Raw genomic sequence first — 25,932 nt, forward strand, 5'->3', positions numbered from 1 at the left:
AAGCCTTCGTTCGGGCACACCGAGCCTAGGCGAGGTGCCGAGTGTTGGGGCAAGAGCCCTTTGGTTACTTTGGGGCTTTTCCAAAGTGACCCGCCGTAAGGGCGGAACCCTAAGCCGCCGTTACCGCAGCAACGGATATGTACTCGCTCAACTCCAACGACATGGTCGGCCCGAAGGCCGCCACGGGAGCAAGTCGAATCGTCGCACCGCCCCTCCGACATTTTTGAACAGCGTCAGGCGTTAGCCAGATTCGCCAGTTCAACCCCTGAAACGTAGCGCTCCAGATTCGCCAAGAACGTATCGGCAATCTCGTTGCGGCTATTGGTCGAAATCGCTGACGTGTGCGGCGACAACCGTACCCGTGGGTGGCTGTACAGCGGGTGCCCGTCCGGCAAGGGCTCCGGCTCGGTCACGTCGAGCGATGCCAGGCCGATCTGGCCGTTATCCAGGGCCTCCAGCAACGCCTCCTGATCGAGCAGGCCCCCACGGGCGATGTTGATCAGGTGCAGGCCCGGCCTGGCGCTGCCCAGCACATCGCGGTTGATGATATGCCGCGTGGCGTCGGTCAGTGGCGCTGCCACCACCAGGTGGTCGGCGCGGGCGAACAGGTCGTGGATGTCCTGGGCGGCGTCCACGCCGGCGCCGAGCGGTGCCTGGCTCTGACGCAGCGCGACCACCTTGATGCCCAGGCCCAGGGCTTTTTGTGCCAGGCTTTCACCAATCGCGCCAAAGCCAAGGATACCCAGGGTGGTGCCCTTGAGGGGGCGCAGGGCGGTGAAGTTCCATTGCGAGTCCTTCACCCAGATGTCCGGCAAATGCTTGGAGGCGGCAAAGATCGCTGCCAGGGCGAACTCGGCCAGGTTGTCGGCGGCGCTGCCTCGGGAGGTGGTCACCGGCGGGCCGTTGAACAGCCATTGCGGGTAGAAGTCGATGCCGGACGATACCAAATGCACCCATTGCGCGCCGTAGGGCCAGCCCGGTGGCGGGGTGTCCGGTGCGGTGTAGCCGCGCACGTTGATCGGGCGCAGCAGCAGGATATTCGCCTGGGGCGGCAGGTCGCTTGGCACGCCTGCCGGCACGCCGATCACCTGGGCTCCGGGGTGGATCGCAGTGAGGCGCGCGCGGATCACGTCGTTGTAGTCTTCGTCCAACTGGCTGGCGATAATCACCTGGGTCATGTGCGTTCCTTCTGGCGTTGGGCGAACACGGCTTTACCCACGCCCTGCAGCACCGCATCGTTCTGCGGGGTATGCACACGACTGCACAGCACATCGCGGTAGTGGCGTTGCAGCGGGCTATGACGTGACAGACCGGGGTTGCCGGAGGCCTCGATGGCCAGCTCCACCGCGCGAATAGCGTTGTGGGTGACCAGGTACTTCAACTGCGCGGCGTTGGCGGCCGGGGTGTGGCCGTCGGCGGCGGCGTCGAGCAGGCTGCGGTTGGCGAACAGCAGGGTGTCGATATGGCCGACGGTTTCCTGGAAACGCGGCAGTGTCGACAGCGCCGCGCCGAGATTGGATGGCTGGCGCTCTTCCAGCCAGTTCACCAGCCAGTCCCGCGCGGCCTGGGCCACGGCGTCATACACCGAGGACAGCAGCACCGACATCCACAGGAAACCCTCGGCATCCAGTTCCGGTTGCGGCGCGCTCCAGGGGCTGACGCTGACGGCGTGGTCCAGTGGCACCAGCACATTGTCGAGCACCACTTCATGGCTGCAGGTGGCGCGCATGCCGAGGTGGTCCCAGGTGTCGATGATGCTTACGCCGGGGCTGTCCTTGGGCACCAGCCAGGCGCCCACCAGCGGGTCGGCGTCATCGCTGCGCGCCCATACGCTGAACCAGCTCAGACCATGGCTGCCGGTGGAGTAGATCTTGCGCCCGCTGATGCGCCAGCCCTCGGCAGTGCGCACGGCAGTCGTCGCCGGCAGCCCGCCACGGGCCGGGGTGCCGAGGTCGGGTTCGACGCGCAGGGCATTGATCAATGCACCGTCGCGCACCGCGTCCTCGGCCACTCGGGTACGCAGGTGGGGCGGCCAGGTCTTGCTGTCTTGCAGGCGCGTGTGTTGCAGGTATTGCATCACCAGGATCAGTGCGGTGGACGGTTCGCCCTTGGCAATCGCACTGATCGCCTTGCGCGCCTGGGGCAGGCTGGCACCACCGCCGCCGAGGGCCTTGGGCACGGTGAGGGCGACCAGGCCATGGTCGTGCAGCCGCTGGAAGTTGGCATGGGGGAAGGCGCCGCTCTCGTCATACAGGTGCGCGGTGCCGGCCAGCTCGGTGCTGAGGCGTTCGAGCAGGGCCTCGAAGTTGGCGACCTCCACGGAGCGTAGAGACGGTTGGGTCATGAGAATGTACTCGGTCAAAATGTGGGAGGGGCGCTGGGCCTAGATGGCGATGCGTACAGGCTGTTGGCCCAGCAAGCGCTCCACCACCTGCACCACCGGCTCGGCTTCGGTACGCACCAGCCAGTCCGGGCTGACGTCCACGAACGCCACCGTGCCGTCCTGGGCAATCACCACCACGGTCGGTTGCGGCAACTCCCAGGTTCCCGTACCGGTGGTTTCACCGATGTGATTGCCCTTGGCCAGGGCTGCATTGCGCGAGGCTTCGTCGAAGCTGTAGAGGATGCCCAGGCGGCGACCGAGTTGGTTGTCCGGGTCGCTGGCCACCCGCAATTGCAGGGCGTGGCGGCTCTTGATCTCAACCAGACGTTCAGGCACTTGCGGGCTCACCGCGACCAGGGGCACGCCTAGTTCTCGCAGGCGTGGGTAGAGTTGGCGTTCGTAATAGGGCAGGGCGATATTGCACGCCGGGCAGCCGGCAAAGCGGAAGAAGATCAGCACCGCCGGGCCGTCGGCCAGCAATCGTTCGCGGGTCAGTTCGCCGCCTTCCACAGTGAGCAGGGTGAAGGGGTCCAGCTCATCGCCGATCTGCACGTAGTCGTCTACCCGTGCTTCATCCACCAGGCGCTGGCGCTGGTCGATATTGACCTGCAACGCCGCCGGTGCCCAGGTCGCTACACGCTCGGCGTGCAGCGCCGCCAACTGACGGTTGAGGGACTCGCTCATGCCAGCGCCTCCTGTTGCGTTTCGACCTCGGCGGTGACGCTGTAACGGTTGGCCGGCACGTCCAGGCCAAGGTTGTCGCGCAGGGTGTGGCCGGTGTATTCGCTACGGAACAGGCCACGCTGTTGCAGCACCGGCACCACCAGTTCGGTGAAGTACTGCAAGCCGTCCGGCAGCACCGAGTTGATGATGAAACCATCGCTGGCACCGCGTTCGAACCAGGTCTGGATCGCGTCGGCGACTTGCTCCGGGGTGCCGACAAAATCACGCTTGGGCCGCGAGAAGCGCAGCGCCACTTCGCGCAGGGTCAGGCCTTCGTCCCTGGCCAGTTGCTTGATGCGGTCGGAGCCGCCTTTCTGGCTGTTGGCGCCCAGGTCGCCGAGTTCCGGGAAGGGCGCGTCCAGCGGGTACTGGCTGAAGTCATGGTCGTTGAACGGGCGGCCAAGGGCGACGATGGCGTCTTCCACGGTGACCAGCTCCACGGCCTGCTGGTAGCGGCTTTCCACTTCGGCCTCGTCGCGGCCGACAATCGGGCGGATGCCCGGCAGGATCGACAGGCTGTCGGCGTCGCGGCCAAAGCCTTTGGCGCGGCGTTTGAGGTCCTGGGTATACGCCAGGCCTTCTTCGATGCTTTCCACATGCACGAAGATGGCGTCGGCGTTCTGCGCCGCAAAGTTACGCCCGTCTTCGGAGGTGCCCGCCTGGAAAATCACCGGCTGGCCCTGGCGCGAGCGCGCAATGTTCAGCGGGCCTTTGACCGAGAAAAACTCGCCTTTGTGGTTCAGCGCATGCAGCTTGCCCGGGGTAAAGAATTCACCGCTTTGCTTGTTGTAGGCAAAGGCGTCGTCTTCCCAGGAATCCCACAGGCCCTTGACCGTGTTCAGGTGTTCCTTGGCGATGCGGTAGCGCACGGCGTGGGGTGGGTGCTCGGCTTTACCGAAGTTGTCGGCGGTGCCGCTGAGCCACGAGGTCACCACGTTCCAGCCGGCGCGCCCGCCGCTGATATGGTCCAGGGACGCGAACTGGCGCGCCACCTGGTAGGGCTCGGTGTAGCTGACGGTCACGGTGGCCACCAGGCCGATATGCGTGGTCAGTGCGGCCAGGGCCGAGAGGATGGTCAGCGGCTCGAAGCGGTTGAGGTAATGCGGGCTGGATTTGGCGTGGATGTGCAGGCTGTCGGCGATGAACACGAAGTCGAACTTGGCCGCTTCGGCGAGTTCGGTCTGCTGCTTGTAGAAGCCGAAATTCGTACTGGCATTCGGTTGCGCCTGGGGATGGCGCCATTCGCCCCAGCCGTGTCCGACACCGTGGACCATGGCGCCCAGTTTCAAATGGCGGGGTTTTAATGGATGTGGCGTGCTCATGTTCTGCTCCTTCAGCGTGATGCTTGGTTGTTGGGGGCGCGCTTGGCGTTAAAGCTCGTGTCGAAGCCCTGGGACACGTCGATGTGCCGGGGCAGCAGGCCTTCTTGCTGGTAGGTGTCGGCGGTGGCCTGCAGGCCACTGACCACGCTGTCGTCAATCAGCACCGGGCTCAGGCGGGTTTCCTTGGCCACGGCCAGATGCACGGCCAGCGGCAGCCCGGTGATTTTGGCCTGGGCGGCGGCGTACTCGTCGGGGTGGGTATTGGCCCAGGCGTAGGCGCGGTCGACGCGGGCGACAAAGTCGTCCAGCTGCGTGCGCTTGTCGGCGATGGCCTGGCGGGTGGCGGCGAGGTACAGGTGGTTGCTCAACAGGGTGTTGCCGCTGGCCAGGATCCGCGCCTGGCTTTGGGACGTGACGACGGTGGTGTAGGGGTCCCAGGTCGACCAGGCGTCGACGGTGCCGTTATCCAGTACCAGGCGCGACTCGCTGGGCAGCAGGAAAATGAACTGCACATCCTTAGTGGTCAGGCCTGCGGTGGCCAGGGCTTTGATCGCCAGGTAGTGGCCGATGGAGCCACGCCCGGTGACGATTTTCTTGCCCTTGAGGTCGGCCACCGTCTTGATCGGCGAATCCTTGGGCACCAGCAGGGCGGTGGTGTTACGCCCTTCGGCGTGGATGATGCTGACCACCTTGAGCGAGGCGCCGGCGCCAAGGGCAAACACGTAGGGCGCATCGCCCAGGGCACCGATATCCACGGCACCGGCATTCAAGGCTTCTCCCAGGGGCGAGGCGGACGGGAATTCCGACCACTGGATTTCATAGGGCACGTTTTTCGTTTCGCCGGAGACTTCCAGCAGCGTCTTGATCGTCGATTTCTGATTGGCCACCCGCAGCGGTTGCAGGTCGGCGGCGTGGGCGCCGGTGGCCAGGCCAAGGGCCAGGGCGGTGCCCAGGAGCAGGCGTTTGAACGGAGTGAAAAAGACCATGGGATGCAGGCTCCAGGCAGATCGAAAAAGGGTTCGGCTACCTCCGCCTGGAGAAGGGGTCGGTGAGGAGTTCACGTTATGCCCATAAAAACCTGCTGTGAAAGTCTTTTTGGTTATATGTTAATTATGAAAAATATTAAGATAATTTGTTATCTAATATGCGTTTTATGTATTTTTAAAGTGCGTAATTGCGGCTGGGGTGCCTGGGTTTCCAAAGGGACGGTGCCAATCGCTCTCAGCGCAGGTTTGCATAGTGCGAAGTTGTCTAGGCCACTGTCATTCTTCACAGGTGTCCAGGCGTTGCGCCGGGCAGAAAATGACAGTACGCAGCCAAGTCAGCTGTGAGTAAACGATGGGGGTATTTTTACCCTCTCAGCGAACCAGTGAGGATTCGTCATGTTCAAATTATTGGCAACCACATGCGTCATGTTCAGCCTGTTGCTCGGCGCCCAGTTCAGCGTGGCCTCGCAAATGGAGGCGGGTGTCCACGCCATGCAGTCTCAGTTGAGCGGTAGCTCGGGGACGGTTTCTTGCACCGACACAGAAGAAAGAAAGTAACGCAGTACCCCCACCCCATCAGCCTGGGGTAGCGCCTGCTCCCGCAATGGGGGCAGGCGTGCCTGGGGTCAAATGACGTAAAACCCATGGGTCCCATCACGGGCCAGTTGCTCCACCAGACCGAACTCCCAATCCAGATAAGCCTGCATGGCTTCCTTGGGGTTGTCGGTGCCTTCGTACGGCCGGCGGTAGCGGTCGATGCGCGGCGAGGCCAGGTGGGTTTCGCCTTCTTCCAGTGGCAGTTGCGCGTTGATCCAGGCGGCGGTGCCGTCTTGCAGCAGGAACACCTGTTTGCCGGTGATCGCTTCGACTTCGGCCACCGCCAGGCGCGCCAGTTGGCTGCTGCCGCAGGTCAGCACATAACGCTGGGCGGCGGGTATCTTGGCCAGGGCCTCGGGCAGTTGCGCACGCAACGCCCACCAGGCGCCGGGGATATGGCGTTTGACGTAGTTGGCGCTGGCGGTGAAGTCCAGCACCACCGTGTCGCCATGGGCGAGCCATTCGGCGAGGGTATGCGGGCTGATCAGTTCGGCCTGGGGCGGCGCGGGCACCGGGGCGACCCAGGCGCCTTTCGCGCTGAAATGCGCTGCCTGCAGGTCATCCAGCACATGCACCTCCCAGCCCAGTTGGGCCAGCCAGGACGCGGACATATTCGCCCGCACGCCATCGTCGTCCGCCAGTACCAGGCGTGCCCCGCGCACGCTGGCGACATGGTCGGTTTCCTGTACCAGCTGGCCGCCGGGTGTGGAGCGTGCGCCGGGCAGGTGGCCGGCTTCGAATTCTTCCGGGGTGCGCACATCGAACAGGTAGGTGGTGCGGGTGGTGTCCTGCTGCCAGGCTTGCAGGTCGGCCAGGGTGGCACGACCGACGCGGGCCTTGTCGGCGACGCGGCGGGCATCGACGGCGGCGATCTGGCGATGTTCTTCCGAGGTCGGGGCAAAGCGCCGCGACTGGCCGTGGGCGAGTGTCTGCCCGGCGAGGGTCCAGCCGATGGTGCCGTTGCGCAGCGCAGACACCGGGTTGGCCACGCCGGCATTGATCAGCGACTGGGTACCGATAATGCTGCGGGTACGCCCGGCGCAGTTGACGATGATGCGGGTGGCCGGGTCGGGCGCCAGTTCGCGCGCGCGTAACACCAACTCGGCACCGGGCACGCTGATGCCGGTGGGGATGCTCATGGTTTGGTATTCGTCGAAACGGCGGGCGTCGAGCACCACCACATCGGCCTGGCTGTCGAGCAGCGCCTGCACTTCTTCAGCGGCGAGGGACGGCGTGTGGCGCTCGCTTTCCACCAGCTCGCCAAAGGCCTTGCTCGGCACGTTCACATCGATAAACAGCTCGCCACCGGCCCGGCGCCAACCGTCCAGGCCACCTTCCAGCAGGCTGACCTGGGTGTAGCCCAGCGCAACCAGGCGTTCGGCGGCACGGGCGGCCAGGCCTTCACCGTTGTCGTAGACGGTGACCTGGGTATCGCGGCGTGGAATGCGCGAATACACCTCCAGTTCCAGCTTGGACAGCGGGATATTCGCCGCGAACAGCGGGTGGGATTCGGCAAACGGCGCTTCTTCGCGCACGTCCACCAGGGCGACTTCTTCACGGTCCAACAGGGCCTGGCGAATCCGGGCAAAGCTACGGGTCGATACGGTGGTCATAGGGCAGGGCTCTTTTCTTTGGACAAATCCCAGATATTCGGGAGGAAGGCATTGGAATAACCGGAGATAAACAGTTTCTCGCTGCCGTCGGGCTGGTACACCGCACGGCGCACCGCGCCGATATTGGCGCCGTACACATGAATGCTGATCGACACCTGGTCGCTGTGGGCATTGCTCACCTGGTGGATGTCGCCGACCTTGGGAGACACCGCTTCGACCTGGCCCGGCACCAGTTGAATCGGCTGGCCTTCGGCGACCAGGCTGCCGTCGGGTGCGCGTTGGAAGCCTTGGGAGAACTCTGCGCCGCGCAGCATGCCGATCAGCCCCCACACCCGATGGTCGTGGATCGGCGTGCTTTGCCCCGGCCCCCAGACAAAGCTGACGATGCTGAAACGCTGGCGCGAATCGGCATGCAGCAGGAACTGCTGGTAGCGCTCGGGGTCGGGTTGGGCAAATTCATCGGGGAGCCAATCGTCATGGCTGACCAGTTGCGCCAGCAGCTTGCCGCCACGGTGCAACAGGTCGCCTTCCCGTGGGTTGCCGTCGATCAATTCCGCCAGGGCGCCTATGAAGGCTCTGAGTCTCTCGGGGTGTCGGGCCTGGGTCATGGCACTTCCATCGTGTGGTCGCAGGGATGGGGTTATCTAAGCATAATGTTTATAGTTAATATGCTATTTTTTAATGATTAGCTTATAGCTGAAGGTAATTTAGAACCGGTCTGAATAGCGTTAGACGTTATCGATTGCAGCGCGGGCTATTCACGCCACGTTCCTGCAACTATGCTTTACACACATCTTAATGACTGTTCTCTATGTGCGGCCCAAATGAAAATTGACGATATCGATGCTTTTGTCGAAGTGATTCGTTGCCAGTCCATCAGCCATGCCGCCGAGTCGTTGCAATTGACCCAGCCGGCCATTACCCGCCGCGTGCAGAACTTCGAGCAGGCGCTGGGCGTGGAGCTGTTCGACCGCAACACCAAGCCCCTCAAGCCGACATTGATCGGCACCCGCGTCTATGAGCAGTGCCGGTTGATCCTGCGCGAGATGGATGCCCTGCGCGAGCTGGTGGCCACCGACGCACCGCCCACCGGCCTGCTGCGCCTGGGGGTGCCGCAGACCATCGGCGACGTGGTGCTGCTGGACGCGCTCAAGCACCTGCGCAGCGAATACCCCGACTTGCGTGCCCAGGTCGCCACCGGCTGGGGCAGCCAGTTGGTGGGCAAGATCGAACGCGGCGAACTGGACGCGGCGGCGGCGCTGTTCCCGGCAGGCAAGATCTTCCCGGACAACATCGTCGGCGAGTCCATCGGCAAGATGGAACTGGTGGTGGTCTGCGCCAAGGCCCAACTGCCGAAGAAACCCTGCAAGCTGGCCGATGTGTACCAGAACGGCTGGGTCCTCAACCCGGACGGCTGCGGTTTCCGCGCCGGCTTGCAGCGCACCTTGTCCGATCAGGGCCTGGCCCTGCGGGTCAACCTGGAGACCTTCGGCACCGAACTGCAACTGGGCCTGGTGGCCGACGGCCTGGGCTTGGGCCTGGTGCCACGGCCGTTGCTGGAACGCAGTGCGCACCGTGAGCAGCTGGCGGTGATGCCGCTCAAGGATTTCAAGCCGGTGATGGACCTGTGGCTGATCTACCCGCACTTCCTGGGCAACCTGCAGGGGCCGGTGGATGCGTTTGGCAAGCGGGTGGCGGCGTCGCTGCATAAAGTCCGCGACGCCGCGTAACCCTGTGGGAGGGGGCTTGTCCCCGATGACGGCCTCTGGGCCGACCATTTTTTTGGATTGGACCGGGTACATATCCGTTGCTGCGGTAACGGCGGCTTAGGGTTCCGCCCTGACGGCGGCTCACTTTGGAAAAGCCCCAAAGTAAGCAAAGGGCTCTTGCCCCACCACTCGGCACCTCGCCTAGGCTCGGTGTGCCCGGAATCCGACAGTGATTTGGGGGGCCGCCGCCACGCGCCATCCATGGCGCGGGGCGGCTAAACCGGCATCCCTGCCGGTTTAGCCCCCCAAATCACTGTCGGATTCCGGCCAGCGTGGTTAACGGGGCGCCTGAGATCAAGATCAAGATCAAGATCAAAAGCAAGATCAAGGGCGGCTCGCTTCGCATCGATGTTAGCGTTGCGGGAGATACTCATGGCCATCGGGGGCAAGCCCCTCTTATCAAACTTAAAATAACTGAATGATTTTAGAGGGTTAAAATTTCACCCTGAAGTCTTGAGTCTTGCCTGAACAATTTCAGGCGACCGCATTCTTGTGGCAAGCCCGCTCGCCACAGTTTGCTGCGCGACAGCGCTGCGTCGAAGAGGTCGTGGGATCTACCACATTTGCCCTGAATTATTGGTAAGGGTTATATGAAAAAAAATAATAATTAGCTTAGATTAAAATGTGCTTTTTATTATTTTTGGCCATCCCCTAGGCTTGCCTGGAAGTCCTTAAGGCCATCCAGGAAGTTTTGCCATGAGCAGCGTCACCTCGATCACCAACCTCACCAGCAATGTTCGCCAGCGCGTTACCCCGCAAGAGTGGGAGGTGCGCGTCAAACTGGCCGCCGCTTATCGCCTGGCCGCCTTGTACAAGTGGACCGACCACATCTATACCCATTTCTCCGCCCGTGTACCGGGGCCGGAGGAGCATTTCCTGATCAACGCCTTCGGGTTGTTGTTCGATGAAATCAGCGCATCCAACCTGGTCAAGGTCGACCTCGACGGCACTATCGTCGATGACCCTACCGGCCTGGGCATCAACTACGCCGGCTATGTGATCCACAGCGCGATCCACGGCGCACGCCATGACCTGCAGGCGGTGCTGCACACCCACACCCGCGACGGCATTGCGGTGTCGGCGCAGAAGGACGGCCTGCTGCCGATCTCCCAGCATTCCATTGGTTTTTCCGGACGCGTGGCGTACCACGGGTATGAAGGCGTGGCCCTCGACCTGGACGAACGCGAGCGGCTGGTGGCGGACCTGGGCGACAAAAGCGTGATGATCCTGCGCAACCATGGCTTGTTGACCGCCGGCGTCAGTGTTGAACATGCGTTTGCGCAGCTGCAACAGTTGGAGCGCGCGTGCAATATCCAGGTGGCGGCGCAGGCGGCGGGGAATGCGGAGTTGATCTTCCCGCCGGCCGAAGTGGTGGCGAAAGTCGAACAACAGGCCAAGGTGTTTGCCAGTGGCGAAGGAGCGGGGGTGGCGCGGCATTGGAATGCGCTGATTCGGCAGTTGGAGCGGACTGATACCGACTACAAGAACTGATTTCGAACCAGGTGAAAATCAAAATGTAGGAGAGGGGTTGCCCCTCCCACATGGGTTTTGTGGTGTTCTTGCTCACGCGACCTGTTTGGCCTGCTCGCGTTCAGCAATCAACTGCCGGGTGAGGGGGATCAACCGCTTGCCATAGTCGATCGCATCATTGAGCGGATCAAACCCACGGATCAGGAAGGTGGTGATGCCGAGGTCGTAATAATCGACCAATGCCTCTGCCACCTGTTCGGCGGTCCCCACCAACGAGGTGGAATTCCCCTGCGCCCCCAGCAACCTGGCAATCCCCGTCCACAAACGCTTGTCCAGCCGCGAGCCCTGCGCCGCCGCCGCCAGCAACCGGCGCGAGCCTTCATTCGGCGGTTCACGCCGCACAAAGCCATTCTTTTCGGCCAGCTCGGTGGCCTGTTGCAGGATGCTGTCGGCACGGGCCCACGCCTGTTCTTCGGTCGCGGCGAGGATCGGCCGCAGCGACAGGCTGAAGCGAATCGTGCGCCCATGCCTGGCCGCTTCGGCGCGCACCTGGGTCACGATCTCGCGTACCTGCTCATAGGTTTCGCCCCACAGCGCGTACACATCGGCATGCTTGCCCGCCACTTCAATCGCGGCCTTGGACGATCCGCCAAAGTACAACGGGATATGCGGCTGCTGCGGCGACTTCACCGCGGAGTGGGCGCCTTCGACCTGGTAGTAGGTGCCGGCAAAGTCGAAGGGCTGATCGCTGGTCCATTCCTGGCGGACCACGCTCAGGTATTCATCGGTGCGCGCGTAGCGTTCGTCCTTGCCGATATGGCTGCCATCGGCGCGCAGTTCGCGGTCGTCGCCGCCGGTGATGATATGCACGGCGGTGCGCCCGCCATTGAACACATCGAGGGTGGCGAACTGGCGGGCGGCCAGGGTGGGTTGGGCGAAGCCCGGACGGTGGGCGATCAGGAACTGCAGTTTTTTCGTCACGCTGGCGGCATGGGCGGCGATCAGCGTGCTGTCCGGGCTGTTGGAATGGAACGCCACCAGCGCGCGGTCGAAACCGGCTTCTTCGTGGGCGCGGGCCACGGTTTCCACGTAGTCCGGTTGCAGGGTAGGGCCGCTGCGCGGGTGGATCTCGGAAGCGTGGTGACCGCCGATATAGCCGATGAATTCAATGCTCATGGTCTGTCCTTGTCGAGTAGGGAGTGAGTACCTCCGCCGGGCAGGGGGTCGGTCATGCTCGTCCACGGTAGGGGCCGCGACAGCCGCTGTAAAATGCCGTTTGGTTCTAACCTAATTATTAAAATATAGAATCATATTTAGGTGTTATAATCAGTAAATTGCATTTTTAGCGCGTTGCTGACCCTAGATAACGTTGTGTTTTTGCCGGGCCTGAGGTCTGATGAGCGCCGAAAATGGCACGTCGAAGGTTAAGCAGTGATGCGGGCAGAACTTGCGCAATATGGCGGCATTACCGTCATGATTCCGGCCGCACTGGTGATTGCTGTCTGGTTAAGGTATTCCACGCCGTGGGCATTGCGGGCCTGGATAATAACGCTGGGTATTACTTATTCGATCGTGGCGGCCAGCAAGTTGCTGTTTAAAGGTTGGGGCTTATCCTTCCAGCACTTGGATATTGCTGTAATAAGTGGCCATGCCATGAACACCTGTTTGATGGTCACGGTGGCAACGAGTTTGTTGGCCCGCCAGTTCAACCAGGCCTGGCGTTGGCCGGCGGCGCTGGCGGGGTTGGTGATAAGTATCGGGTTCAGTGCTTATTGTGTCGCGCCTTATATACATCCGCTGAATGAAGCCCTGGCCGGTGCCGCACTGGGTGCGACAGCGGCCAGTGTGTTCCTGTGGCGTATTGATGCCGCGCCCATCAAGGTATCCCCCGTGTTCATCGGCGGCGGGCTGGTGTTTTTGCTGGTCTGTGGGCTGGTGCCCAAGTACAACGCGGAGTGGCTGCTCAACCGCGTCGCAGTGACCCTCTCAGGTGCCGACCAGGCCCCTCAGGAGCCTGCCTGGCGCCTGGAAACCGCGCACCGGAAGGCCGAGTAGGTCGCCAGGTCCAGCGCCAGGTTGCTTTCCACCATCAGCGCCAGCAAGGTCGTCTGCGCGTTGAAGCGCCGCGCATTGCCACGGCGCTGCGCGCGTTTCATCTGCTGGAACAGTGCATGGGTGATCTGCTGCGGGGAGCTGCCGCGCAACAGGTCCAGCCAATGGCCGATGACCCGGGTGTTGCGCTGGTACTGCGCGCCCTGCACCGGTTCGGCAAACCCCTCGAACATCCCCGTCAGCCTGCGCAACGCATAGCCGCGTCTCAAGCCCGCCCACAGGCTCATGGCCGCTCCTCGGTGCCGCAGATATTGGCCAGCAGTTCGGCCGTCTTGACCTGCATGAACTGGCTGTCGCCGCGACTTTCCACGCACAGGCACACCGACAACGGGTCACTGACCTGCAACTTGAAGCGCCAATCGGCGAACACCATGGAAAACCCGGCACCGGACGCGTCGCTGTCCAGTGAGTTATCGGCATACAACACCTGCAGGCGTTCGACGACATGGGATGAATCATGCACTTCCACTTGAATATTTCCCGAAGAAGGAAATAGGCCAATACGCTCTACCAATAACTTTGACGTGTTCATGGCCGTCCCCTGTCTGGTGCATTCAAATCGCACTTTATTATGGGACGGTACAAAAATACCGGAATGTTAGTTTTAGTCGGTTAATGCCGGGATTGTTATTTTTTGTCTTGCGCGATAGATGGTCTCGGTTTGTAGGCTGTGGTCATAATTACTCGGTCGTTAGTTGCAACTCATTAAATAAGGTCGTCCCTTTTGCCGAAGAATAAGTGTGCGGTGCGTGGGAGGTTGCCTTGTTCAAAAAGATATTGATTGTGTGCATCGGCAACATCTGCCGCAGCCCCACGGCGGAACACTTGCTGGGGGCCGCACTGACGTCCTCCGGAATCACGGTGAGTTCGGCGGGCTTGGCGGCGTTGCGTGACCATCCGCTGGAACCGACGGCCGGGCAAGTGCTGCAGGAGCATGGACATGTTCCCCGGGCACACAAGGCGCGGCAACTCAGCGTTGAAGCCGTGAGTGAGGCCGACCTGATCCTGGTGATGGAGCAACGGCACATCGACGGCGTGCTCGACCTCGCCCCCGAGGCGCGGGGCAAGGTGTTCCTGTTGGGCAAGTGGCAGCACGATCGCGAGATCACCGACCCCTATCGCCAGGGCAAGCCCGCCTTTGTGCAGGCCTATGCCTTGATCGAACAGGCCGCACAGGCCTGGGCCCAGCGCCTGGCGCGCTGACGCTCCCTCTTTAAACGATTGCAAGGACGAAGACGCGATTTATGTATTCACCCCAGAACGCTTCCCCTGAAAGCCCTCACCGTGACGAGATCGATGTGCTCGGCATGCTCGGCAACCTGATCGATCACAAATGGCTGATCGCCGGGATCACCGGCACCTGCATGCTGATCGGTGCGGCCTACGCGATTCTGGCGGCGCCGGTGTTCCAGGCGAATGCGTTGATCCAGGTGGAGCCGAAGAAGAACGACATGCTCGGTTTCTCCGACGTCAGTAGCCTGCTGGGCAAGGAATCGCCGGCGGTGACCGAGATCGAGCTGATCAAGTCGCGCACCATCATTGGCAAGACCGTCGATACCCTGGCGTTGGACATCACTGTCACGCCGCAGCATTTTCCGTTGATCGGTGGCTTCCTCGCGCGGCGTTATGCGCCTGAAAACAAGGGCGATATTGCGCCGCCGCTGTTCGGTTTCAGCCGCTGGTCGGCAGGGGGCGAGGCCCTGGCGCTGAGCCGCTTGAACCTGCCGACGGCGTTGCTCGGGACCACCCTGGTACTGGTGGCCGGCGAGGCCCAGGCCTACACGTTGTTTGATGAGGACGGCGTCGAGATCGCCGCAGGAAGCGTCGGCGTGCCGTTTGCCGCCGACGGCGTCGAGGTGCTGGTCAAGGAGCTGCGGGCCAATCCGGGCGCGCATTTCAAGATCGTGCGCAAGCCGCGCCTGGACACGGTGGCCGACTACCAGGACCTGCTCACCGTGATCGAACGCGGCAAGGAGTCGGGCATCATCAGCCTGTCCCTGGAGAGTACGCGCCCGGCCCTGGCGGTGCGGACGCTGAATGAAATCTCCAACCTGTATGTGAAGCAGAACGTCGACCGCACCTCGGCCGAGGCTGCGCAGAGCCTGTCGTTCCTCAATGACCAGTTGCCCCAGGTGCGTCGCGACCTGGAGAAGGCCGAGAACGCCTTGAACCGCTTCCAGACCCGCAGCAAATCCATCGACATCAGCCTCGAGGCCAAGGCCGTGCTCGACCAGGTGGTGGCCCTGGACACCGGCATCTCCGAACTCAAGCTGCAACAGGCCGAGATGGACCGCAAGTTCACCCCCCAGCACCCGGCTTATCGCGCCTTGATCGCCAAGCTGGCGGAACTCAATGCCAAGCAGGCGCAGATGACCAAGCGCGTCGAAGGCTTGCCCACGACCCAGCAGGAATTGCTCAGCCTGACCCGCGACGTGCAAGTGGGCACCGAGATCTACACCCAGTTGCTCAACCGCTCCCAGGAGCTCGACGTAATGCGCGCCGGCACCGTGGGCAACGTGCGTTTGATCGACAGTGCCGATGTCAACCTGGCCAAGCCTGTAGCGCCGCGCAAGGTCATCGTGGTGCTGCTGGCGATGCTGCTCGGCGGCATGCTCTCGGTAGGCATCGTGCTGGTGCGCAGCCTGCTCAACCGTGGCCTGGAAAGCCCGGATGAGATCGAGAAACTCGGCCTGCCGGTGTACGCCTCGATCCCCTTCAGCCTGTTGCAAAAGGCCGAGGAAACCAACGCCGCCAAGGGCCGCTCCGGCGCACCGTCGCTGCTGGCGGTCAATCACCCCCATGACCTGGTGATGGAAGCCATGCGCAGCCTGCGCACCAGCCTGCACTTCGCCATGCTCGAGGCCAGGAACAACCGCCTGATGATCACCGGCCCGAGCCCCGAGGTGGGCAAGACGTTTGTCTCGGCCAACCTGGCGGCGATTGTCGCGCAGTCGGGCCAGCGCGTGCTGCTGATCGATGCCGACATGCGCAAGGGCTACTTGCACAAGATGCTCGGCAAGGCGGTGGAGGCGGGGTTGTCCGACCTGCTCGCCAAGCGCTGTGATCTGCAGGAAGCGATTCACCCGACCGCAGTGGAGCGCTTCGATTTCATCGGCCGTGGGCAGATCCCGCCCAACCCATCGGAACTGCTGATGCACCCCAACTTCGCCGCGTTGCTGGCCGAAGTCAGCGAGCGCTATGACCTGGTGATCATCGACACGCCGCCCTTGCTGGCGGTGACCGATGCCGCGATTGTCGGGCGCCAGGCCGGCACCAGCCTGATGGTCACCCGTTTTGGCGTGAACTCGGCGAAGGAGATCGAGTTGACCCTGCGCCGCTTCCATCAGAACGGCATCGAGCTCAAGGGGGCGATCTTCAATGGTGTGGAAAAACGCCGGTCCGCCAGCTACGGCTATGGCGACTACGGCTACTACAGCTACGCCTATCAGTCCGACAAGGCCTGACGACCATGAGCAAAGTGCTTGAAATGCCGCGCTCGTTGTCGCGACGGTTTCGCCTCAACGTGCTCAGCTACGGCTACACCCAACTGGTGACGCTGGCGGCGCAACTGGTGCTGGTGCCGTTCTTCCTGCACGCCTGGGGCACCGGGCGCTATGCCGATTGGCTGGTGCTCACCGGTATTCCGTCGATGCTCAGCCTGCTGGACCTGGGGGTGGCCCAGGCGTCGGCCACCAGCGCCACGCTGCGTGCGAGCCAGGGCGATGTGCCGGGGGCGCGGCGCAGTGTGCAGACCGCGCTGGCCTTTACCCTGGCGGTGGTCGCGCTGGTGCTGGTATTCGCCCTGACCTTGGGCCAGTGGCTCGACTGGGTGTCACTGCTCGGGCTCAAGACCTTGACCGCCGAGCAGGCCGGCCTGGTGGTGCTGTTCATGTCCGGCTACCTGTGCACGCGCTTGCTGGGTGGGCCGATCGACGCCTGGTTTCGCACCATCGACAGAACCGTCGGCGGCGTCTTCATCATGGCCAACCGCAGGACCCTGGACATTGTGCTGTCCATCGTCGTACTGCTGCTGGGTGGCTCCGAACTGCAATTGGCCCAGGGCATGTTTTTCAGCCAGGTGCTGTTCCTGGTGCTGGTGACCCTGTTTGTGCGGCGGATTTCACCCTGGCCGCTGCTGGGGCTGGGGTCGGCGTCCTGGGCCGAGTTCCGTGGTATCTGGAAACCGGCGCTGGGCAGCGCGGCGATCCCGCTGGCGCAGGCGATCACCCTGCAAGGCGGCCTGCAAGTGCTCAACCAGATCGCCGGCCCGGCGGTGGTGGTGGGTTACACCATGGCGCGCACCCTGATGCGCCTGATCATCCAGTTGGGCATCACCTGCAGCAACGCCCTGACCCCGGAGATCTCACGGCTGGCCGGGCGCGGCGAGTTCGAACAGGCACGACGCTTTACCCAGCGCGCCAGCTCCCTGGTACTGGGCCTGTGCCTGCTGGTGTATGCCGCGGGGATCTGGGCCGGGCCGCAGGTCATCCTGCTGTGGAGCCATGGCCTGGTGCAGGTCGATCGCCTGTCCTTGGCGCTGATCGGCTCCCATACGATTTTGAATGTGGCCTGGTTCATCCTCGCGGCGATGCTGATTTCCACCAATCGCCACACCCTCACCTCAGTGATCTATGCGCTGAGCAGCGTGGCAGCCTTGCTGCTGTGGCTGGCATGCAAGGAGCGCATCGATCCGCTGCTGGGCGCGTCGCTGTTGCTGTCGCTGCCGGAACTGGTGGTGTTGGTGTACCTGCGGGTGATTCGCGTGGGGGAGGTCGGCCCATGATGCTGTCCCAGGCGCGCCTGACCCTCTACCTGCCGCTGACGTTCTTCGCCTTGCCCCTGGCGCTGAGCAACAACCTCTCGCAACCGGTGGCGTTGCTGCTGTTGCTGCCGTTCGTGGTGTACGCGGCGCGTGGCTTTACCCGCGCGCTGCCATTGCTGGCGCTGGTGGTTGCGTCCAGTGTGTTGCAGGTATTGGTGAGCAGCGGGGCGAACATCTCGCTGTACCAGTTCCTGCGTTCCGGCATTCCGTTTTTCTATTTTGTGCTGCTGCTGGCCGGGTACCGCCATGTGCTGGCCCATGTGGAAACAATCGCCCGGGCCCATAGTGTCAACTACCGGCGCATCCTCGAACGCATCATCTACATCTTCGCCCTTGGCCAGTTGCTCCAGGTCAGCCTGTATGGCGTGGGCATCGACCTGACCAACGCCGCGTCCAAGTCCAGCGACGAAGTCGGGCGGATCATGTTGTTCCCCACCAGCTCGGCGGTGCTGCTGTTTTTCTATGCCTGTTGCCAGCGCAGGATCGGCCTGATGCTGATTCTCGCGGTCACGCTGCTGGCGGCCGGGTCCAAGACCATCCTCGCGGCGATGGCGGTGATGATCCTGTTGTCGGCGATTACCCAGCGCAAGCTCAAGTCGTTGGCGGTGCTGGTGGTGGCCATCGGCGCGCTGGGCACGCTGACGTTCTATGCCAGCCCCTTGGCGGTGTCGCGCTTTGCCACTTACCTGTTCGAGGAGAAGGGCGAGGACGTGACCCGTGCGTTCGAGATCGCCCATGCCAAGGAATCGTTTCTCGACAACCCGGCCACGGTGTTCCTGGGCAATGGCCTGGCCAAGCAATTGACCCCCGGCGTGCCCACCAATGACGAGCGCTGGTTCGAGAACTCCAAGTTCGATATCGAGAACGGCTACTGGGGCGTGACCGCCAAGCTGGGGGTGCTCGGCGTGGCGCTGTTTTGCCTGCTGTTCAGCGGTTTGCCGCGCAGCCCGGTATCCCTGGCCGTGGTGGCGATCCTGCTGATTTTCTCGTTCAAGACCAGCTACCAGTTCTTCACCACCTTCGATGGCAGCTACCTGCTGGTGTGGTCGATGTTCATCGGCCTGCTCAACAAGGCTGCGCCTGCACGCCAGGCGGTTTACCCCAATTACTTACTGAAACAGGCTGGATCATGAACGCACCTGCTAGCCCCATCAGGGCCGGGATACTGACGTACCACTTCAGCGAAAACTTCGGCGCGGTGCTGCAAGCCTATGCCTTGCAGCGCTGGTTGCAGCAACAGGGCTTGCAGGTAAGCCTGATCAACTACCACCCGGCCTACGTGGAGGATGGCAGCGAGATCCGCCAGCTGTTCAACCCGCGCCAGCTCAAGGCCAACCTCAAGGCCCTGTACCTCAAGGCCCTGGCGTTGAAAACCCGGGTGCTGGGGCCGAATGCCCAGTCGCGCCAGTTCGAGGCGTTCAAAACGCGCTTCCTGAATATCCAGGCGCCGCGTTACGCCCACGCCCACCAGCTCCACCAGGCGGTGGCCGGCCAGCAGTTGCTGGTGGCCGGCAGCGACCAGATCTGGAACCCCTCGGGCCAGACCGGCCTCGACCCGGCGTACTTCCTGGCCTTCGACTGCGACAAGGCGATCCGGCGCATCTCCTACGCCGCGAGTTTCGGCAAGGAATACCTGGAGCCGCAGTACCATGCCGAAGCCGAGGGTCTGCTCAGGCAACTGTCGGCGATCAGTGTGCGCGAGGAGAGCGGGGTGAGCATCGTGCAGCAGGTCTCGGGGCTGGCTGCCCAGTGCGTGCCGGACCCGACGCTGCTGCACCGCGACTATTCGGCGCTGCTCGCCACGTCCACCCAGACCCGCACCGGCCACGTGTTCTGCTATGCGCTGCGCACCGGCGTGGGCGTGCGCGAAGTGGCCCAGGCGCTGTCGCGGCAGGTGGCCGGGCCGATTGTCTCGCCGTACAACGCGCACCGGCGCTGGCGGCAGATCGGCGAGACCGTACAGGTGGGCCCGCAGGATTGGCTCAAGTTGCTCAAGGAGAGCGCCTACGTGGTGACCAACTCCTTCCACGCCACGGTGTTCGCGATCATTTTCGAGAAGCCGTTTATCGCCGTGGGGTTGCCGGGCAACAAGGCCTCGCTGAACGCCCGTGTGCGCAACCTGCTGGAGAAGCTGGAGCTGTCGCAACGCTTCCTGCCGGCAGACGATGCCGACCAGGTGCACGCCTTGATCGCGGCGCCCATCGACTGGGTGGCGGTGCGGGCCCGGCGCCAGGCCCTGCAACAGGTGGGCGAGCGCTACCTGTTGGAACAACTGGCGGCGCTGCGGTCATGAGCGACTTCGCGCAACTCAAGTACGTCGACACCCTGCCGCGCAGCAACAAGGCGCGCCGGCTGTTGTGGGGCATCGTCTACCAGCTGCTGTTTCGTCCCACGCCGCGCTGGATGCTGCACAACTGGCGGCGTTGGTTGCTGCGCTGCTTTGGCGCCAAGGTCGGCGTGGGCTGCCGCATCGCGCCCACGTGCAGCATCTGGGCACCGTGGAACCTGGAGATCGGCGACTACACCGCCATCGGCGATGGGGTCGATGTGTACGCCATGGCCAAAATCACCCTGGGCTCCAAAGTCACCATCAGCCAGCGCAGCTTCCTGTGCACCGGCAGCCACGACACCCGCAGCCTGCTGCGGCCCTTGGTGACTCGCGAGATCGTGATCAAGGACCACGTGTGGGTCGCCGCCGAGGCCTTTATCCACCCCGGTTGCGTGCTGGAGGAGGGCTGCGTGGTCGGCGCGCGCTCGGTGGTCACGGCCAGCCAGCCGGCCTGGATGATTTGCGTCGGTGCGCCGTGCCGCCCCCTCAAAACGAGAGACATCGCACTATGAAACAGGTGAAACCCATGATGGATAAGGCATGGAAGTTGATGTATTTCGTCAGCGAGTTCTTTCGCGACATGCTCACGTTTATTCGCCACAACGGTTACTCGCCGTTGGAAAGCCGCAACAAGAAGCTGTTCTACAAAATCCTCATCGAAACCCACACCGTGGAAAAGGGCCTGTCCCTCAAGGAACCCAAGCCGCTGTTCGGCAAGGACAAGATCAACGGCATCATCCATATGCTCAACGAATACGACCGCACGTATTCGGCGCTGCCGGTGGAGATGGCCCTCGGCGCGTTCCAGGGTTACCTCGAGCTGCACCGCACCCTCGGCATCAGCGACGACTTCGTGTTTTACCTGGATGCCTATGTGGAGCACCTCAAGCGCGACGGCACCGCCGGCAGCGGCGGTATCAAGCGTGCAGCGCCGTGGCTGGGCAATGGCGGGCTGGATGCCAAGGCGTTCCTGCAATCGCGCTCCAGTTGCCGCATGTTCCAGGCCGGCAAGATCGACAGTGGCCTGCTGACGTCCCTGGTGGAATTGGCGCAGTCGTCACCCTCGCAATGCAACCGGCAGTCGTCGCGGGTGCATGTGTATCAGGACCGTGCGGTGATCGCGCAGCTGCTGGAGCTGCAAGGCGGCTCGCGCGGGTTTGCGCAGTCGGTGGACAACCTGTTTGTGGTCACGTCCGAAGTCACCGCCTGGGGCGGCGCGGGGCAGCGCAACCAGCTTTACGTCGACGGTGCGTTGTTTTCCATGGGCCTGCTGCTGGCCTGCCACGCCAATGGCCTGGGTGCGTGCCCGCTGAACCTGGCGATCCTCAATTCGGTGGAAAAGAAGATCCGTGGCATCGGCGCCATCCCGGCCAGCGAGCGGTTGATCATGATGATCGCCGTGGGGCTGCCCCTGGAAAGCCACTTCCGGGCCGCGCGTTCACCGCGCCGGCTCACCACCGAAGTCCTGCAGATGCACGGTGGCTGATATGAAGCGCGAAACCGTCAGTGTGATCATCCTCACCTACAACGAAAGCCTGCATATCGCCCGGGCCATCGAGTCGGTACGGGCCTTCAGCGACGAAGTGCTGGTGGTCGATTCGTTTTCCACCGACGACACCTGCGACATCGCCCGGCGCCATGGCGCGCTGGTGGTGCAGCACGCCTTCGTCAACCAGGCCAAGCAGTTCCAGTGGGCGCTGGATCACCTGCCGATTACCGGCAACTGGACGATGCGCCTGGACGCCGACGAAATCATCGAGGCCGACCTTGCCGCCGCGATCAATACCCGGCTGCCGACCCTGGCCCGGGACATCACCGGCATCAACTTCAAGCGCAAGCATATCTTCATGGGGCGCTGGGTGCGCCATGGCGGCCGCTACCCGTTGAAGATGCTGCGGCTGTGGCGCACCGGCCAGGGGCGCATGGAGGACCGTTGGATGGACGAGCACATCTCGGTCGCCGAGGGCCGCACCATCACCCTCGACGGCGGGTTTGCCGACCATAACCTGCATGACTTGACCTTCTTCACCCACAAGCACAACCAGTACGCCACCCGCGAAGCGATTGAAGTGCTTAACGCGCGGCTGGGGCTGTTTGCGATACGCGATGAACTGCATGCCGGGCAGAGTTCGTTCCAGGCCAAGGCCAAGCGCCTGGTCAAGAACCGCGTGTACAACCGCGTGCCGTTCACCCTCAGTTCCACCGCGTATTTCCTGTGGCGCTACATCATCCAGCTGGGGTTTCTCGATGGCCGCAGCGGCCTGGTCTATCACCTGCTCCAGGGCTATTGGTACCGCTTTCTGGTGGGCGCCAAAGTGCTCGAACTGGAAACCGCGATTGCGCACTTAAACGATAAGGAAGCCATTGTCCGGGAACTCTCAAAGTTGACCGGACATAACTTGAACCTGCCCACACCGAAGTAACTGAGCGTTTTTAACAAACACCCAAGTCTGGGTGTCGGCCTTCGCTCGCCTATCAATTGGGAGACAGACATGAATAAAGTCGCGCTTATTACCGGGATCACCGGTCAGGATGGCTCGTACCTGGCCGAGCTGCTGCTGGAAAAAGGCTATACCGTGCACGGCCTCAAGCGCCGTTCTTCGTCGTTCAATACCCAGCGCATCGATCATATTTACCAGGACCCCCAGGCCCTGCGTAAAAACCTGATCCTGCACTATGGCGACCTGGCGGATTCGTCGAACCTGACGCGTATCATCCAGCAGATCCAGCCCGATGAAATCTACAACCTCGGCGCCCAATCCCATGTGGCGGTGAGCTTCGATTCGCCGGAATACACCGCCGATGTGGATGCCCTCGGCACCTTGCGCATCCTCGAGGCGATCCGCCTGCTGGGCCTGGAAAAGAAGACCCGTTTCTACCAGGCCTCGACCTCCGAGCTGTACGGGCTGGTGCAGGAAACCCCGCAGAAGGAAACCACGCCGTTCTACCCGCGTTCGCCCTATGCGGTGGCCAAGCTGTACGCCTACTGGATCACCGTGAACTTCCGCGAAGCCTATGGGCTGTATGCGTGCAACGGCATCCTGTTCAACCACGAGTCGCCGCGTCGCGGTGAAACCTTCGTGACGCGCAAGATCACCCGCGCCCTGAGCAACATCGCCCTGGGCCTGGAACAGTGCCTGTACATGGGCAACATGGATGCACTGCGCGACTGGGGCCATGCCAAGGACTACGTGCGCATGCAGTGGATGATGCTGCAACAGGAACACCCCGAGGACTTTGTCATCGCCACCGGTGTGCAGTATTCGGTGCGCGACTTTATTCGCTGGTCGGCGGCGGAACTGGGGCTGCATCTGCGCTTTGTCGGCGAGGGCGTGGAAGAGGTGGCGGTGGTCGAGCGGATCGACGGCGACCTGGCGCCGGGCATCCTGGTGGGCGATGTGATTGTGCGCGTCGACCCGCGTTACTTCCGCCCGGCGGAAGTCGAGACGCTGTTGGGCGACCCGTCCAAGGCCAAGCGCCTGCTCGGCTGGGTGCCGGAAATCAGCGCCCAGGAAATGTGCGCGGAGATGGTCCGCGAAGACCTCAAGGTCGCCCAGCGCCACGCCTTGTTGCGCCTGCACGGGCATGACGCACCGATTGCCGTGGAGAACTGAGCATGGCACGTGACTTTGATGCGCGGATCTTCGTGGCCGGCCATCGCGGCATGGTCGGCTCGGCCATCGTGCGGCGCCTGTGGGCCTTGGGCTACACACAGTTGCTCACGGCCGGTCGTGACGAACTGGACCTGCTCGACCCGGCCGCGGTGCAGGCGTACTTCGCCCGGCACCGTGTGGACCAGGTGTACCTGGCGGCCGCCAAGGTCGGCGGGATTCACGCCAACGCAACGTACCCGGCCGATTTCATCTACCAGAACCTGATGATCCAGGCCAACGTGATCCACGCCGCCCACAGCCATGGCGTGGAGAAGCTGTTGTTCCTGGGCTCGTCCTGTATCTACCCGGTGCATGCCCCGCAACCGATGATCGAAGCGGTGTTGCTCGACGGCGCGCTGGAACCCACCAACGAACCCTACGCGGTGGCCAAGATCGCCGGGATCAAGCTGTGCGAAAGCTACAACCGCCAGCATGGCCGCGATTACCGCAGCGTGATGCCCACCAACCTGTACGGGCCGGGCGACAACTACCACCCGCAGAACAGCCATGTGATCGCCGCCTTGCTGCGGCGCTTCCATGAGGCGACCCAGCGCGGCGATGAGGAAGTGGTGATCTGGGGCAGTGGCAAGCCACGGCGCGAGTTCCTGCATGTGGATGACATGGCGGCGGCCAGCGTGCATGTGATGGAGCTCAGCCAGGAACGCTACCGCGAGCAGACCCAGCCGATGCGTTCGCATCTGAACGTCGGCACCGGGGTGGATTGCACCATTGCCGAACTGGCCCAGGCGCTGGTGCGGGTCACCGGCTTCAAGGGGCAGTTGCGCTTCGACGCCAGCAAGCCCGACGGCGCACCGCGCAAGCTGCTGGATGTGAGCCGGATCAACGCCCTCGGCTGGGAAGCCTATGTGCCGCTGGAAGAGGGCCTGCGCGACGCCTACAACGCTTACCTCGCGGCCCTCGAACAGCCTCGGGGCCACTGATGAAGATCCTCCTGTACGGCATCAACTACAGCCCGGAGCTCACCGGCATCGGCAAGTACAGCGGTGAACAGGCGCGCTGGCTGGCAGGCCAGGGCCATGAGGTGCGAGTGGTGACGGCGCCGCCGTATTACCCGCAGTGGCAGGTGGGCGAGGGCTATTCGCCGTGGCGCTTTCGCACCGAGCAGGACGACGGCGTGACGGTGATTCGCTGCCCGCTGTATGTGCCACGCCAGCCCACGGCGTTGACGCGCCTGCTGCACCTGATGAGCTTTTCCGCCAGTTCGTTTTTGGCGGTCATGGGGCAGTGGCGCTGGAAACCGGACCTGGTGATCCTGGTGGTGCCCACGCTGTTTTGTGCGCCCCAGGCACTGTTGTTGGCCAAGCTGAGTGGCGCGCGCTCGGTGCTGCATATCCAGGATTACGAAGTGGACGCGATGTTCGGCCTCGGCATCGGTGGCGGCTCCCTTGTGCGGCGCCTGGCGTTTGGGCTTGAACGCTGGCTGTTGCGGCGCTTTGACCGGGTCTCGACGATTTCCAGCGGCATGCTCGACAAGGCCCGGGGCAAAGGCGTGAACGGCAAGCGCCTGCTGTTCTTTCCCAATTGGTCGGAGACCGCCCGCTTTCGCCAGGTGCCCCGCAGCCCCGGGCTGCTGCAGCGCCTGGGTGTGGCGCCGGGCCAAAGGGTGTTGTTGTACTCCGGCAATATCGGCGAGAAGCAGGGCCTGGAACTGATCCTCGACGCTGCCCAGGCCTATGCCGATCGCCCGGAGCTGGTGTTCCTGATCGTCGGCCAGGGCACCGGCAAGGCCCGCTTGCTCGAGCGTGTACAGCGCGATGGCCTGCGCAACGTGCTGTTTGCGCCGTTGCAGCCCTACGAGGATCTGCCGGTGCTGCTGGCCTCGGCCGACGTGCACCTGGTGATCCAGAAGCGCGGGGTGGCGGACGCGGTGCTGCCTTCCAAGCTGACCAATATCCTCGCGGTGGGCGGCCACGCCATCATCACCGCCGACCCCGGCACCACCCTCGGCCGCCTGTGCGAGGAACACCCGGGCATTGCGGTGCTGGCTGAACCGGAGTCCGTCGCCGCGCTGAACACCGGGATCGAGCGGGCACTGGCATTGCCTGCGCGCAATGAGGTGGCGCTGAACTACGCCAAGGAGTTCCTCGACAAGGAACGTATTCTGCAACGCTTTATGGCACAGGTCTGATGGG

25 protein-coding genes are annotated in these 25,932 nt (G+C 63.0%); 15 read left to right on the plus strand and 10 right to left on the minus strand.

The annotated features are described in order from the left end of the window. Window positions 1-233: 233 nt before the first annotated feature. The 5 genes from BLQ09_RS11000 to BLQ09_RS11020 are packed head-to-tail and all read right to left on the minus strand — an operon-like array spanning window position 234 to window position 5,414. A complete protein-coding gene (locus tag BLQ09_RS11000) occupies window positions 234-1,178 on the minus strand; it encodes a D-isomer specific 2-hydroxyacid dehydrogenase family protein (protein ID WP_027608701.1) in 945 nt (314 codons plus the stop codon). Next, a complete protein-coding gene (locus tag BLQ09_RS11005; protein ID WP_092356668.1) occupies window positions 1,175-2,344 on the minus strand; it encodes an acyl-CoA dehydrogenase family protein in 1,170 nt (389 codons plus the stop codon). The genes BLQ09_RS11000 and BLQ09_RS11005 overlap by 4 nt, the downstream gene beginning before the upstream one ends. Before the next feature lie 39 nt (window positions 2,345-2,383). Further along, window positions 2,384-3,067: a peroxiredoxin-like family protein gene (locus BLQ09_RS11010; protein WP_092356671.1), complete on the minus strand. Its 684-nt coding sequence runs from the start codon at window positions 3,065-3,067 to the stop codon at window positions 2,384-2,386. After that, complete coding sequence (locus BLQ09_RS11015; protein ID WP_092356674.1) at window positions 3,064-4,428, minus strand: LLM class flavin-dependent oxidoreductase; 1,365 nt, start codon at window positions 4,426-4,428, stop codon at window positions 3,064-3,066. The genes BLQ09_RS11010 and BLQ09_RS11015 overlap by 4 nt, the downstream gene beginning before the upstream one ends. Window positions 4,429-4,439: 11 nt before the next feature. Continuing rightward, window positions 4,440-5,414, minus strand: a complete 975-nt coding sequence (locus BLQ09_RS11020; protein WP_092356677.1) for an ABC transporter substrate-binding protein — start codon at window positions 5,412-5,414, stop codon at window positions 4,440-4,442. A 396-nt stretch (window positions 5,415-5,810) separates the two neighbouring features. Between BLQ09_RS11020 and BLQ09_RS31255 the strand changes: the two genes are divergently transcribed. Further along, entirely contained in the window at window positions 5,811-5,972 is a 162-nt protein-coding gene (locus tag BLQ09_RS31255) for a hypothetical protein (RefSeq protein ID WP_155954390.1), read from the plus strand. A gap of 68 nt (window positions 5,973-6,040) precedes the next feature. Here the strand turns inward: BLQ09_RS31255 and BLQ09_RS11025 are convergent, their stop codons facing one another. Together BLQ09_RS11025 and BLQ09_RS11030 are read right to left on the minus strand one after the other, a co-directional pair. Next, window positions 6,041-7,624 carry a rhodanese-related sulfurtransferase gene (locus tag BLQ09_RS11025; RefSeq protein ID WP_092356680.1) on the minus strand — a complete coding sequence of 528 codons (1,584 nt, stop codon included), beginning with the start codon at window positions 7,622-7,624 and terminating at the stop codon, window positions 6,041-6,043. Continuing rightward, window positions 7,621-8,232: a cysteine dioxygenase family protein gene (locus BLQ09_RS11030; RefSeq protein ID WP_027608695.1), complete on the minus strand. Its 612-nt coding sequence runs from the start codon at window positions 8,230-8,232 to the stop codon at window positions 7,621-7,623. Before BLQ09_RS11030 ends, BLQ09_RS11025 begins: the two co-directional genes overlap by 4 nt. Window positions 8,233-8,448: 216 nt before the next feature. On the opposite strand from BLQ09_RS11030, the gene BLQ09_RS11035 reads away from it, so the two are divergent. Both BLQ09_RS11035 and BLQ09_RS11045 read left to right on the plus strand, forming a co-directional pair. Further along, window positions 8,449-9,354, plus strand: coding sequence for a LysR family transcriptional regulator (locus BLQ09_RS11035; RefSeq protein ID WP_027608694.1), 906 nt, complete (start codon window positions 8,449-8,451; stop codon window positions 9,352-9,354). A gap of 735 nt (window positions 9,355-10,089) precedes the next feature. Further along, complete coding sequence (locus BLQ09_RS11045; protein ID WP_092356686.1) at window positions 10,090-10,884, plus strand: class II aldolase/adducin family protein; 795 nt, start codon at window positions 10,090-10,092, stop codon at window positions 10,882-10,884. Window positions 10,885-10,956: 72 nt separating this feature from the next. Here BLQ09_RS11045 and BLQ09_RS11050 read toward each other — a convergent pair whose 3' ends face one another. Then, window positions 10,957-12,039, minus strand: a complete 1,083-nt coding sequence (locus BLQ09_RS11050) for an LLM class flavin-dependent oxidoreductase (protein WP_092356689.1) — start codon at window positions 12,037-12,039, stop codon at window positions 10,957-10,959. Window positions 12,040-12,294: 255 nt separating this feature from the next. Here BLQ09_RS11050 and BLQ09_RS11055 point away from each other — a divergent pair, with 255 nt between their 5' ends. Next, window positions 12,295-12,918, plus strand: a complete 624-nt coding sequence (locus BLQ09_RS11055; RefSeq protein WP_092356692.1) for a phosphatase PAP2 family protein — start codon at window positions 12,295-12,297, stop codon at window positions 12,916-12,918. Here the strand turns inward: BLQ09_RS11055 and BLQ09_RS11060 are convergent. After that, window positions 12,870-13,202: a hypothetical protein gene (locus BLQ09_RS11060; protein ID WP_027608690.1), complete on the minus strand. Its 333-nt coding sequence runs from the start codon at window positions 13,200-13,202 to the stop codon at window positions 12,870-12,872. The two genes, BLQ09_RS11055 and BLQ09_RS11060, sit on opposite strands and share 49 nt — an antisense overlap. Next, the gene (locus BLQ09_RS31505; protein WP_223841602.1) at window positions 13,199-13,507 is read right to left on the minus strand and encodes a phosphomannomutase; all 309 of its coding nucleotides are present in this window, start codon (window positions 13,505-13,507) and stop codon (window positions 13,199-13,201) included. Before BLQ09_RS31505 ends, BLQ09_RS11060 begins: the two co-directional genes overlap by 4 nt. Window positions 13,508-13,737: 230 nt before the next feature. Here BLQ09_RS31505 and BLQ09_RS11070 point away from each other — a divergent pair, with 230 nt between their 5' ends. The 11 genes from BLQ09_RS11070 to BLQ09_RS11120 all read left to right on the plus strand — a co-directional run bounded on the left by BLQ09_RS11070 (window position 13,738) and on the right by BLQ09_RS11120 (window position 25,928). Beyond that, window positions 13,738-14,178, plus strand: coding sequence for a low molecular weight protein-tyrosine-phosphatase (locus tag BLQ09_RS11070; protein WP_027608688.1), 441 nt, complete (start codon window positions 13,738-13,740; stop codon window positions 14,176-14,178). Between the two features lie 41 nt (window positions 14,179-14,219). Beyond that, window positions 14,220-16,439: a polysaccharide biosynthesis tyrosine autokinase gene (locus tag BLQ09_RS11075; protein WP_092356695.1), complete on the plus strand. Its 2,220-nt coding sequence runs from the start codon at window positions 14,220-14,222 to the stop codon at window positions 16,437-16,439. 5 nt (window positions 16,440-16,444) lie between these two features. Beyond that, window positions 16,445-17,758, plus strand: coding sequence for a lipopolysaccharide biosynthesis protein (locus BLQ09_RS11080; RefSeq protein WP_027608687.1), 1,314 nt, complete (start codon window positions 16,445-16,447; stop codon window positions 17,756-17,758). After that, window positions 17,755-18,930 (plus strand): O-antigen ligase family protein, encoded by a 1,176-nt coding sequence (locus BLQ09_RS11085; RefSeq protein ID WP_092356699.1) that lies wholly within the window; start codon window positions 17,755-17,757, stop codon window positions 18,928-18,930. Before BLQ09_RS11080 ends, BLQ09_RS11085 begins: the two co-directional genes overlap by 4 nt. Further along, a complete protein-coding gene (locus tag BLQ09_RS11090; RefSeq protein WP_092356702.1) occupies window positions 18,927-20,090 on the plus strand; it encodes a polysaccharide pyruvyl transferase family protein in 1,164 nt (387 codons plus the stop codon). The genes BLQ09_RS11085 and BLQ09_RS11090 overlap by 4 nt, the downstream gene beginning before the upstream one ends. Then, entirely contained in the window at window positions 20,087-20,638 is a 552-nt protein-coding gene (locus BLQ09_RS11095) for an LbetaH domain-containing protein (RefSeq protein ID WP_027608684.1), read from the plus strand. Before BLQ09_RS11090 ends, BLQ09_RS11095 begins: the two co-directional genes overlap by 4 nt. Window positions 20,639-20,652: 14 nt before the next feature. Then, a complete protein-coding gene (locus tag BLQ09_RS11100) occupies window positions 20,653-21,612 on the plus strand; it encodes a nitroreductase family protein (RefSeq protein WP_159440249.1) in 960 nt (319 codons plus the stop codon). A 1-nt stretch (window position 21,613) separates the two neighbouring features. Beyond that, window positions 21,614-22,549 (plus strand): glycosyltransferase family 2 protein, encoded by a 936-nt coding sequence (locus BLQ09_RS11105; protein WP_027608682.1) that lies wholly within the window; start codon window positions 21,614-21,616, stop codon window positions 22,547-22,549. A gap of 69 nt (window positions 22,550-22,618) precedes the next feature. Next, complete coding sequence (gene gmd, locus BLQ09_RS11110) at window positions 22,619-23,740, plus strand: GDP-mannose 4,6-dehydratase (protein WP_027608681.1); 1,122 nt, start codon at window positions 22,619-22,621, stop codon at window positions 23,738-23,740. A 2-nt stretch (window positions 23,741-23,742) separates the two neighbouring features. Then, window positions 23,743-24,720, plus strand: coding sequence for a GDP-L-fucose synthase (locus BLQ09_RS11115; RefSeq protein WP_065925164.1), 978 nt, complete (start codon window positions 23,743-23,745; stop codon window positions 24,718-24,720). After that, window positions 24,720-25,928 carry a glycosyltransferase WbuB gene (locus tag BLQ09_RS11120; RefSeq protein ID WP_092356705.1) on the plus strand — a complete coding sequence of 403 codons (1,209 nt, stop codon included), beginning with the start codon at window positions 24,720-24,722 and terminating at the stop codon, window positions 25,926-25,928. The genes BLQ09_RS11115 and BLQ09_RS11120 overlap by 1 nt, the downstream gene beginning before the upstream one ends. The last annotated feature ends 4 nt before the right edge of the window (window positions 25,929-25,932 follow it).

The organism is Pseudomonas sp. NFACC25 (assembly GCF_900100935.1).
GTDB lineage: Bacteria > Pseudomonadota > Gammaproteobacteria > Pseudomonadales > Pseudomonadaceae > Aquipseudomonas > Aquipseudomonas marginalis.

Excerpts from the sequence above, each read along its gene's own strand:
- BLQ09_RS11000 (WP_027608701.1), bottom strand. The coding sequence starts at position 1,178 with ATGACCCAGGTGATTATCGCCAGCCAGTTGGACGAAGACTACAACGAC.
- BLQ09_RS11005 (WP_092356668.1), bottom strand. The coding sequence starts at position 2,344 with ATGACCCAACCGTCTCTACGCTCCGTGGAGGTCGCCAACTTCGAGGCC.
- BLQ09_RS11010 (WP_092356671.1), bottom strand. The coding sequence starts at position 3,067 with ATGAGCGAGTCCCTCAACCGTCAGTTGGCGGCGCTGCACGCCGAGCGT.
- BLQ09_RS11015 (WP_092356674.1), bottom strand. The coding sequence starts at position 4,428 with ATGAGCACGCCACATCCATTAAAACCCCGCCATTTGAAACTGGGCGCC.
- BLQ09_RS11020 (WP_092356677.1), bottom strand. The coding sequence starts at position 5,414 with ATGGTCTTTTTCACTCCGTTCAAACGCCTGCTCCTGGGCACCGCCCTG.
- BLQ09_RS31255 (WP_155954390.1), top strand. The coding sequence starts at position 5,811 with ATGTTCAAATTATTGGCAACCACATGCGTCATGTTCAGCCTGTTGCTC.
- BLQ09_RS11025 (WP_092356680.1), bottom strand. The coding sequence starts at position 7,624 with ATGACCACCGTATCGACCCGTAGCTTTGCCCGGATTCGCCAGGCCCTG.
- BLQ09_RS11030 (WP_027608695.1), bottom strand. The coding sequence starts at position 8,232 with ATGACCCAGGCCCGACACCCCGAGAGACTCAGAGCCTTCATAGGCGCC.
- BLQ09_RS11035 (WP_027608694.1), top strand. The coding sequence starts at position 8,449 with ATGAAAATTGACGATATCGATGCTTTTGTCGAAGTGATTCGTTGCCAG.
- BLQ09_RS11045 (WP_092356686.1), top strand. The coding sequence starts at position 10,090 with ATGAGCAGCGTCACCTCGATCACCAACCTCACCAGCAATGTTCGCCAG.
- BLQ09_RS11050 (WP_092356689.1), bottom strand. The coding sequence starts at position 12,039 with ATGAGCATTGAATTCATCGGCTATATCGGCGGTCACCACGCTTCCGAG.
- BLQ09_RS11060 (WP_027608690.1), bottom strand. The coding sequence starts at position 13,202 with ATGAGCCTGTGGGCGGGCTTGAGACGCGGCTATGCGTTGCGCAGGCTG.
- BLQ09_RS31505 (WP_223841602.1), bottom strand. The coding sequence starts at position 13,507 with ATGAACACGTCAAAGTTATTGGTAGAGCGTATTGGCCTATTTCCTTCT.
- BLQ09_RS11075 (WP_092356695.1), top strand. The coding sequence starts at position 14,220 with ATGTATTCACCCCAGAACGCTTCCCCTGAAAGCCCTCACCGTGACGAG.
- BLQ09_RS11080 (WP_027608687.1), top strand. The coding sequence starts at position 16,445 with ATGAGCAAAGTGCTTGAAATGCCGCGCTCGTTGTCGCGACGGTTTCGC.
- BLQ09_RS11085 (WP_092356699.1), top strand. The coding sequence starts at position 17,755 with ATGATGCTGTCCCAGGCGCGCCTGACCCTCTACCTGCCGCTGACGTTC.
- BLQ09_RS11090 (WP_092356702.1), top strand. The coding sequence starts at position 18,927 with ATGAACGCACCTGCTAGCCCCATCAGGGCCGGGATACTGACGTACCAC.
- BLQ09_RS11095 (WP_027608684.1), top strand. The coding sequence starts at position 20,087 with ATGAGCGACTTCGCGCAACTCAAGTACGTCGACACCCTGCCGCGCAGC.
- BLQ09_RS11100 (WP_159440249.1), top strand. The coding sequence starts at position 20,653 with ATGATGGATAAGGCATGGAAGTTGATGTATTTCGTCAGCGAGTTCTTT.
- BLQ09_RS11105 (WP_027608682.1), top strand. The coding sequence starts at position 21,614 with ATGAAGCGCGAAACCGTCAGTGTGATCATCCTCACCTACAACGAAAGC.
- gmd (WP_027608681.1), top strand. The coding sequence starts at position 22,619 with ATGAATAAAGTCGCGCTTATTACCGGGATCACCGGTCAGGATGGCTCG.
- BLQ09_RS11115 (WP_065925164.1), top strand. The coding sequence starts at position 23,743 with ATGGCACGTGACTTTGATGCGCGGATCTTCGTGGCCGGCCATCGCGGC.
- BLQ09_RS11120 (WP_092356705.1), top strand. The coding sequence starts at position 24,720 with ATGAAGATCCTCCTGTACGGCATCAACTACAGCCCGGAGCTCACCGGC.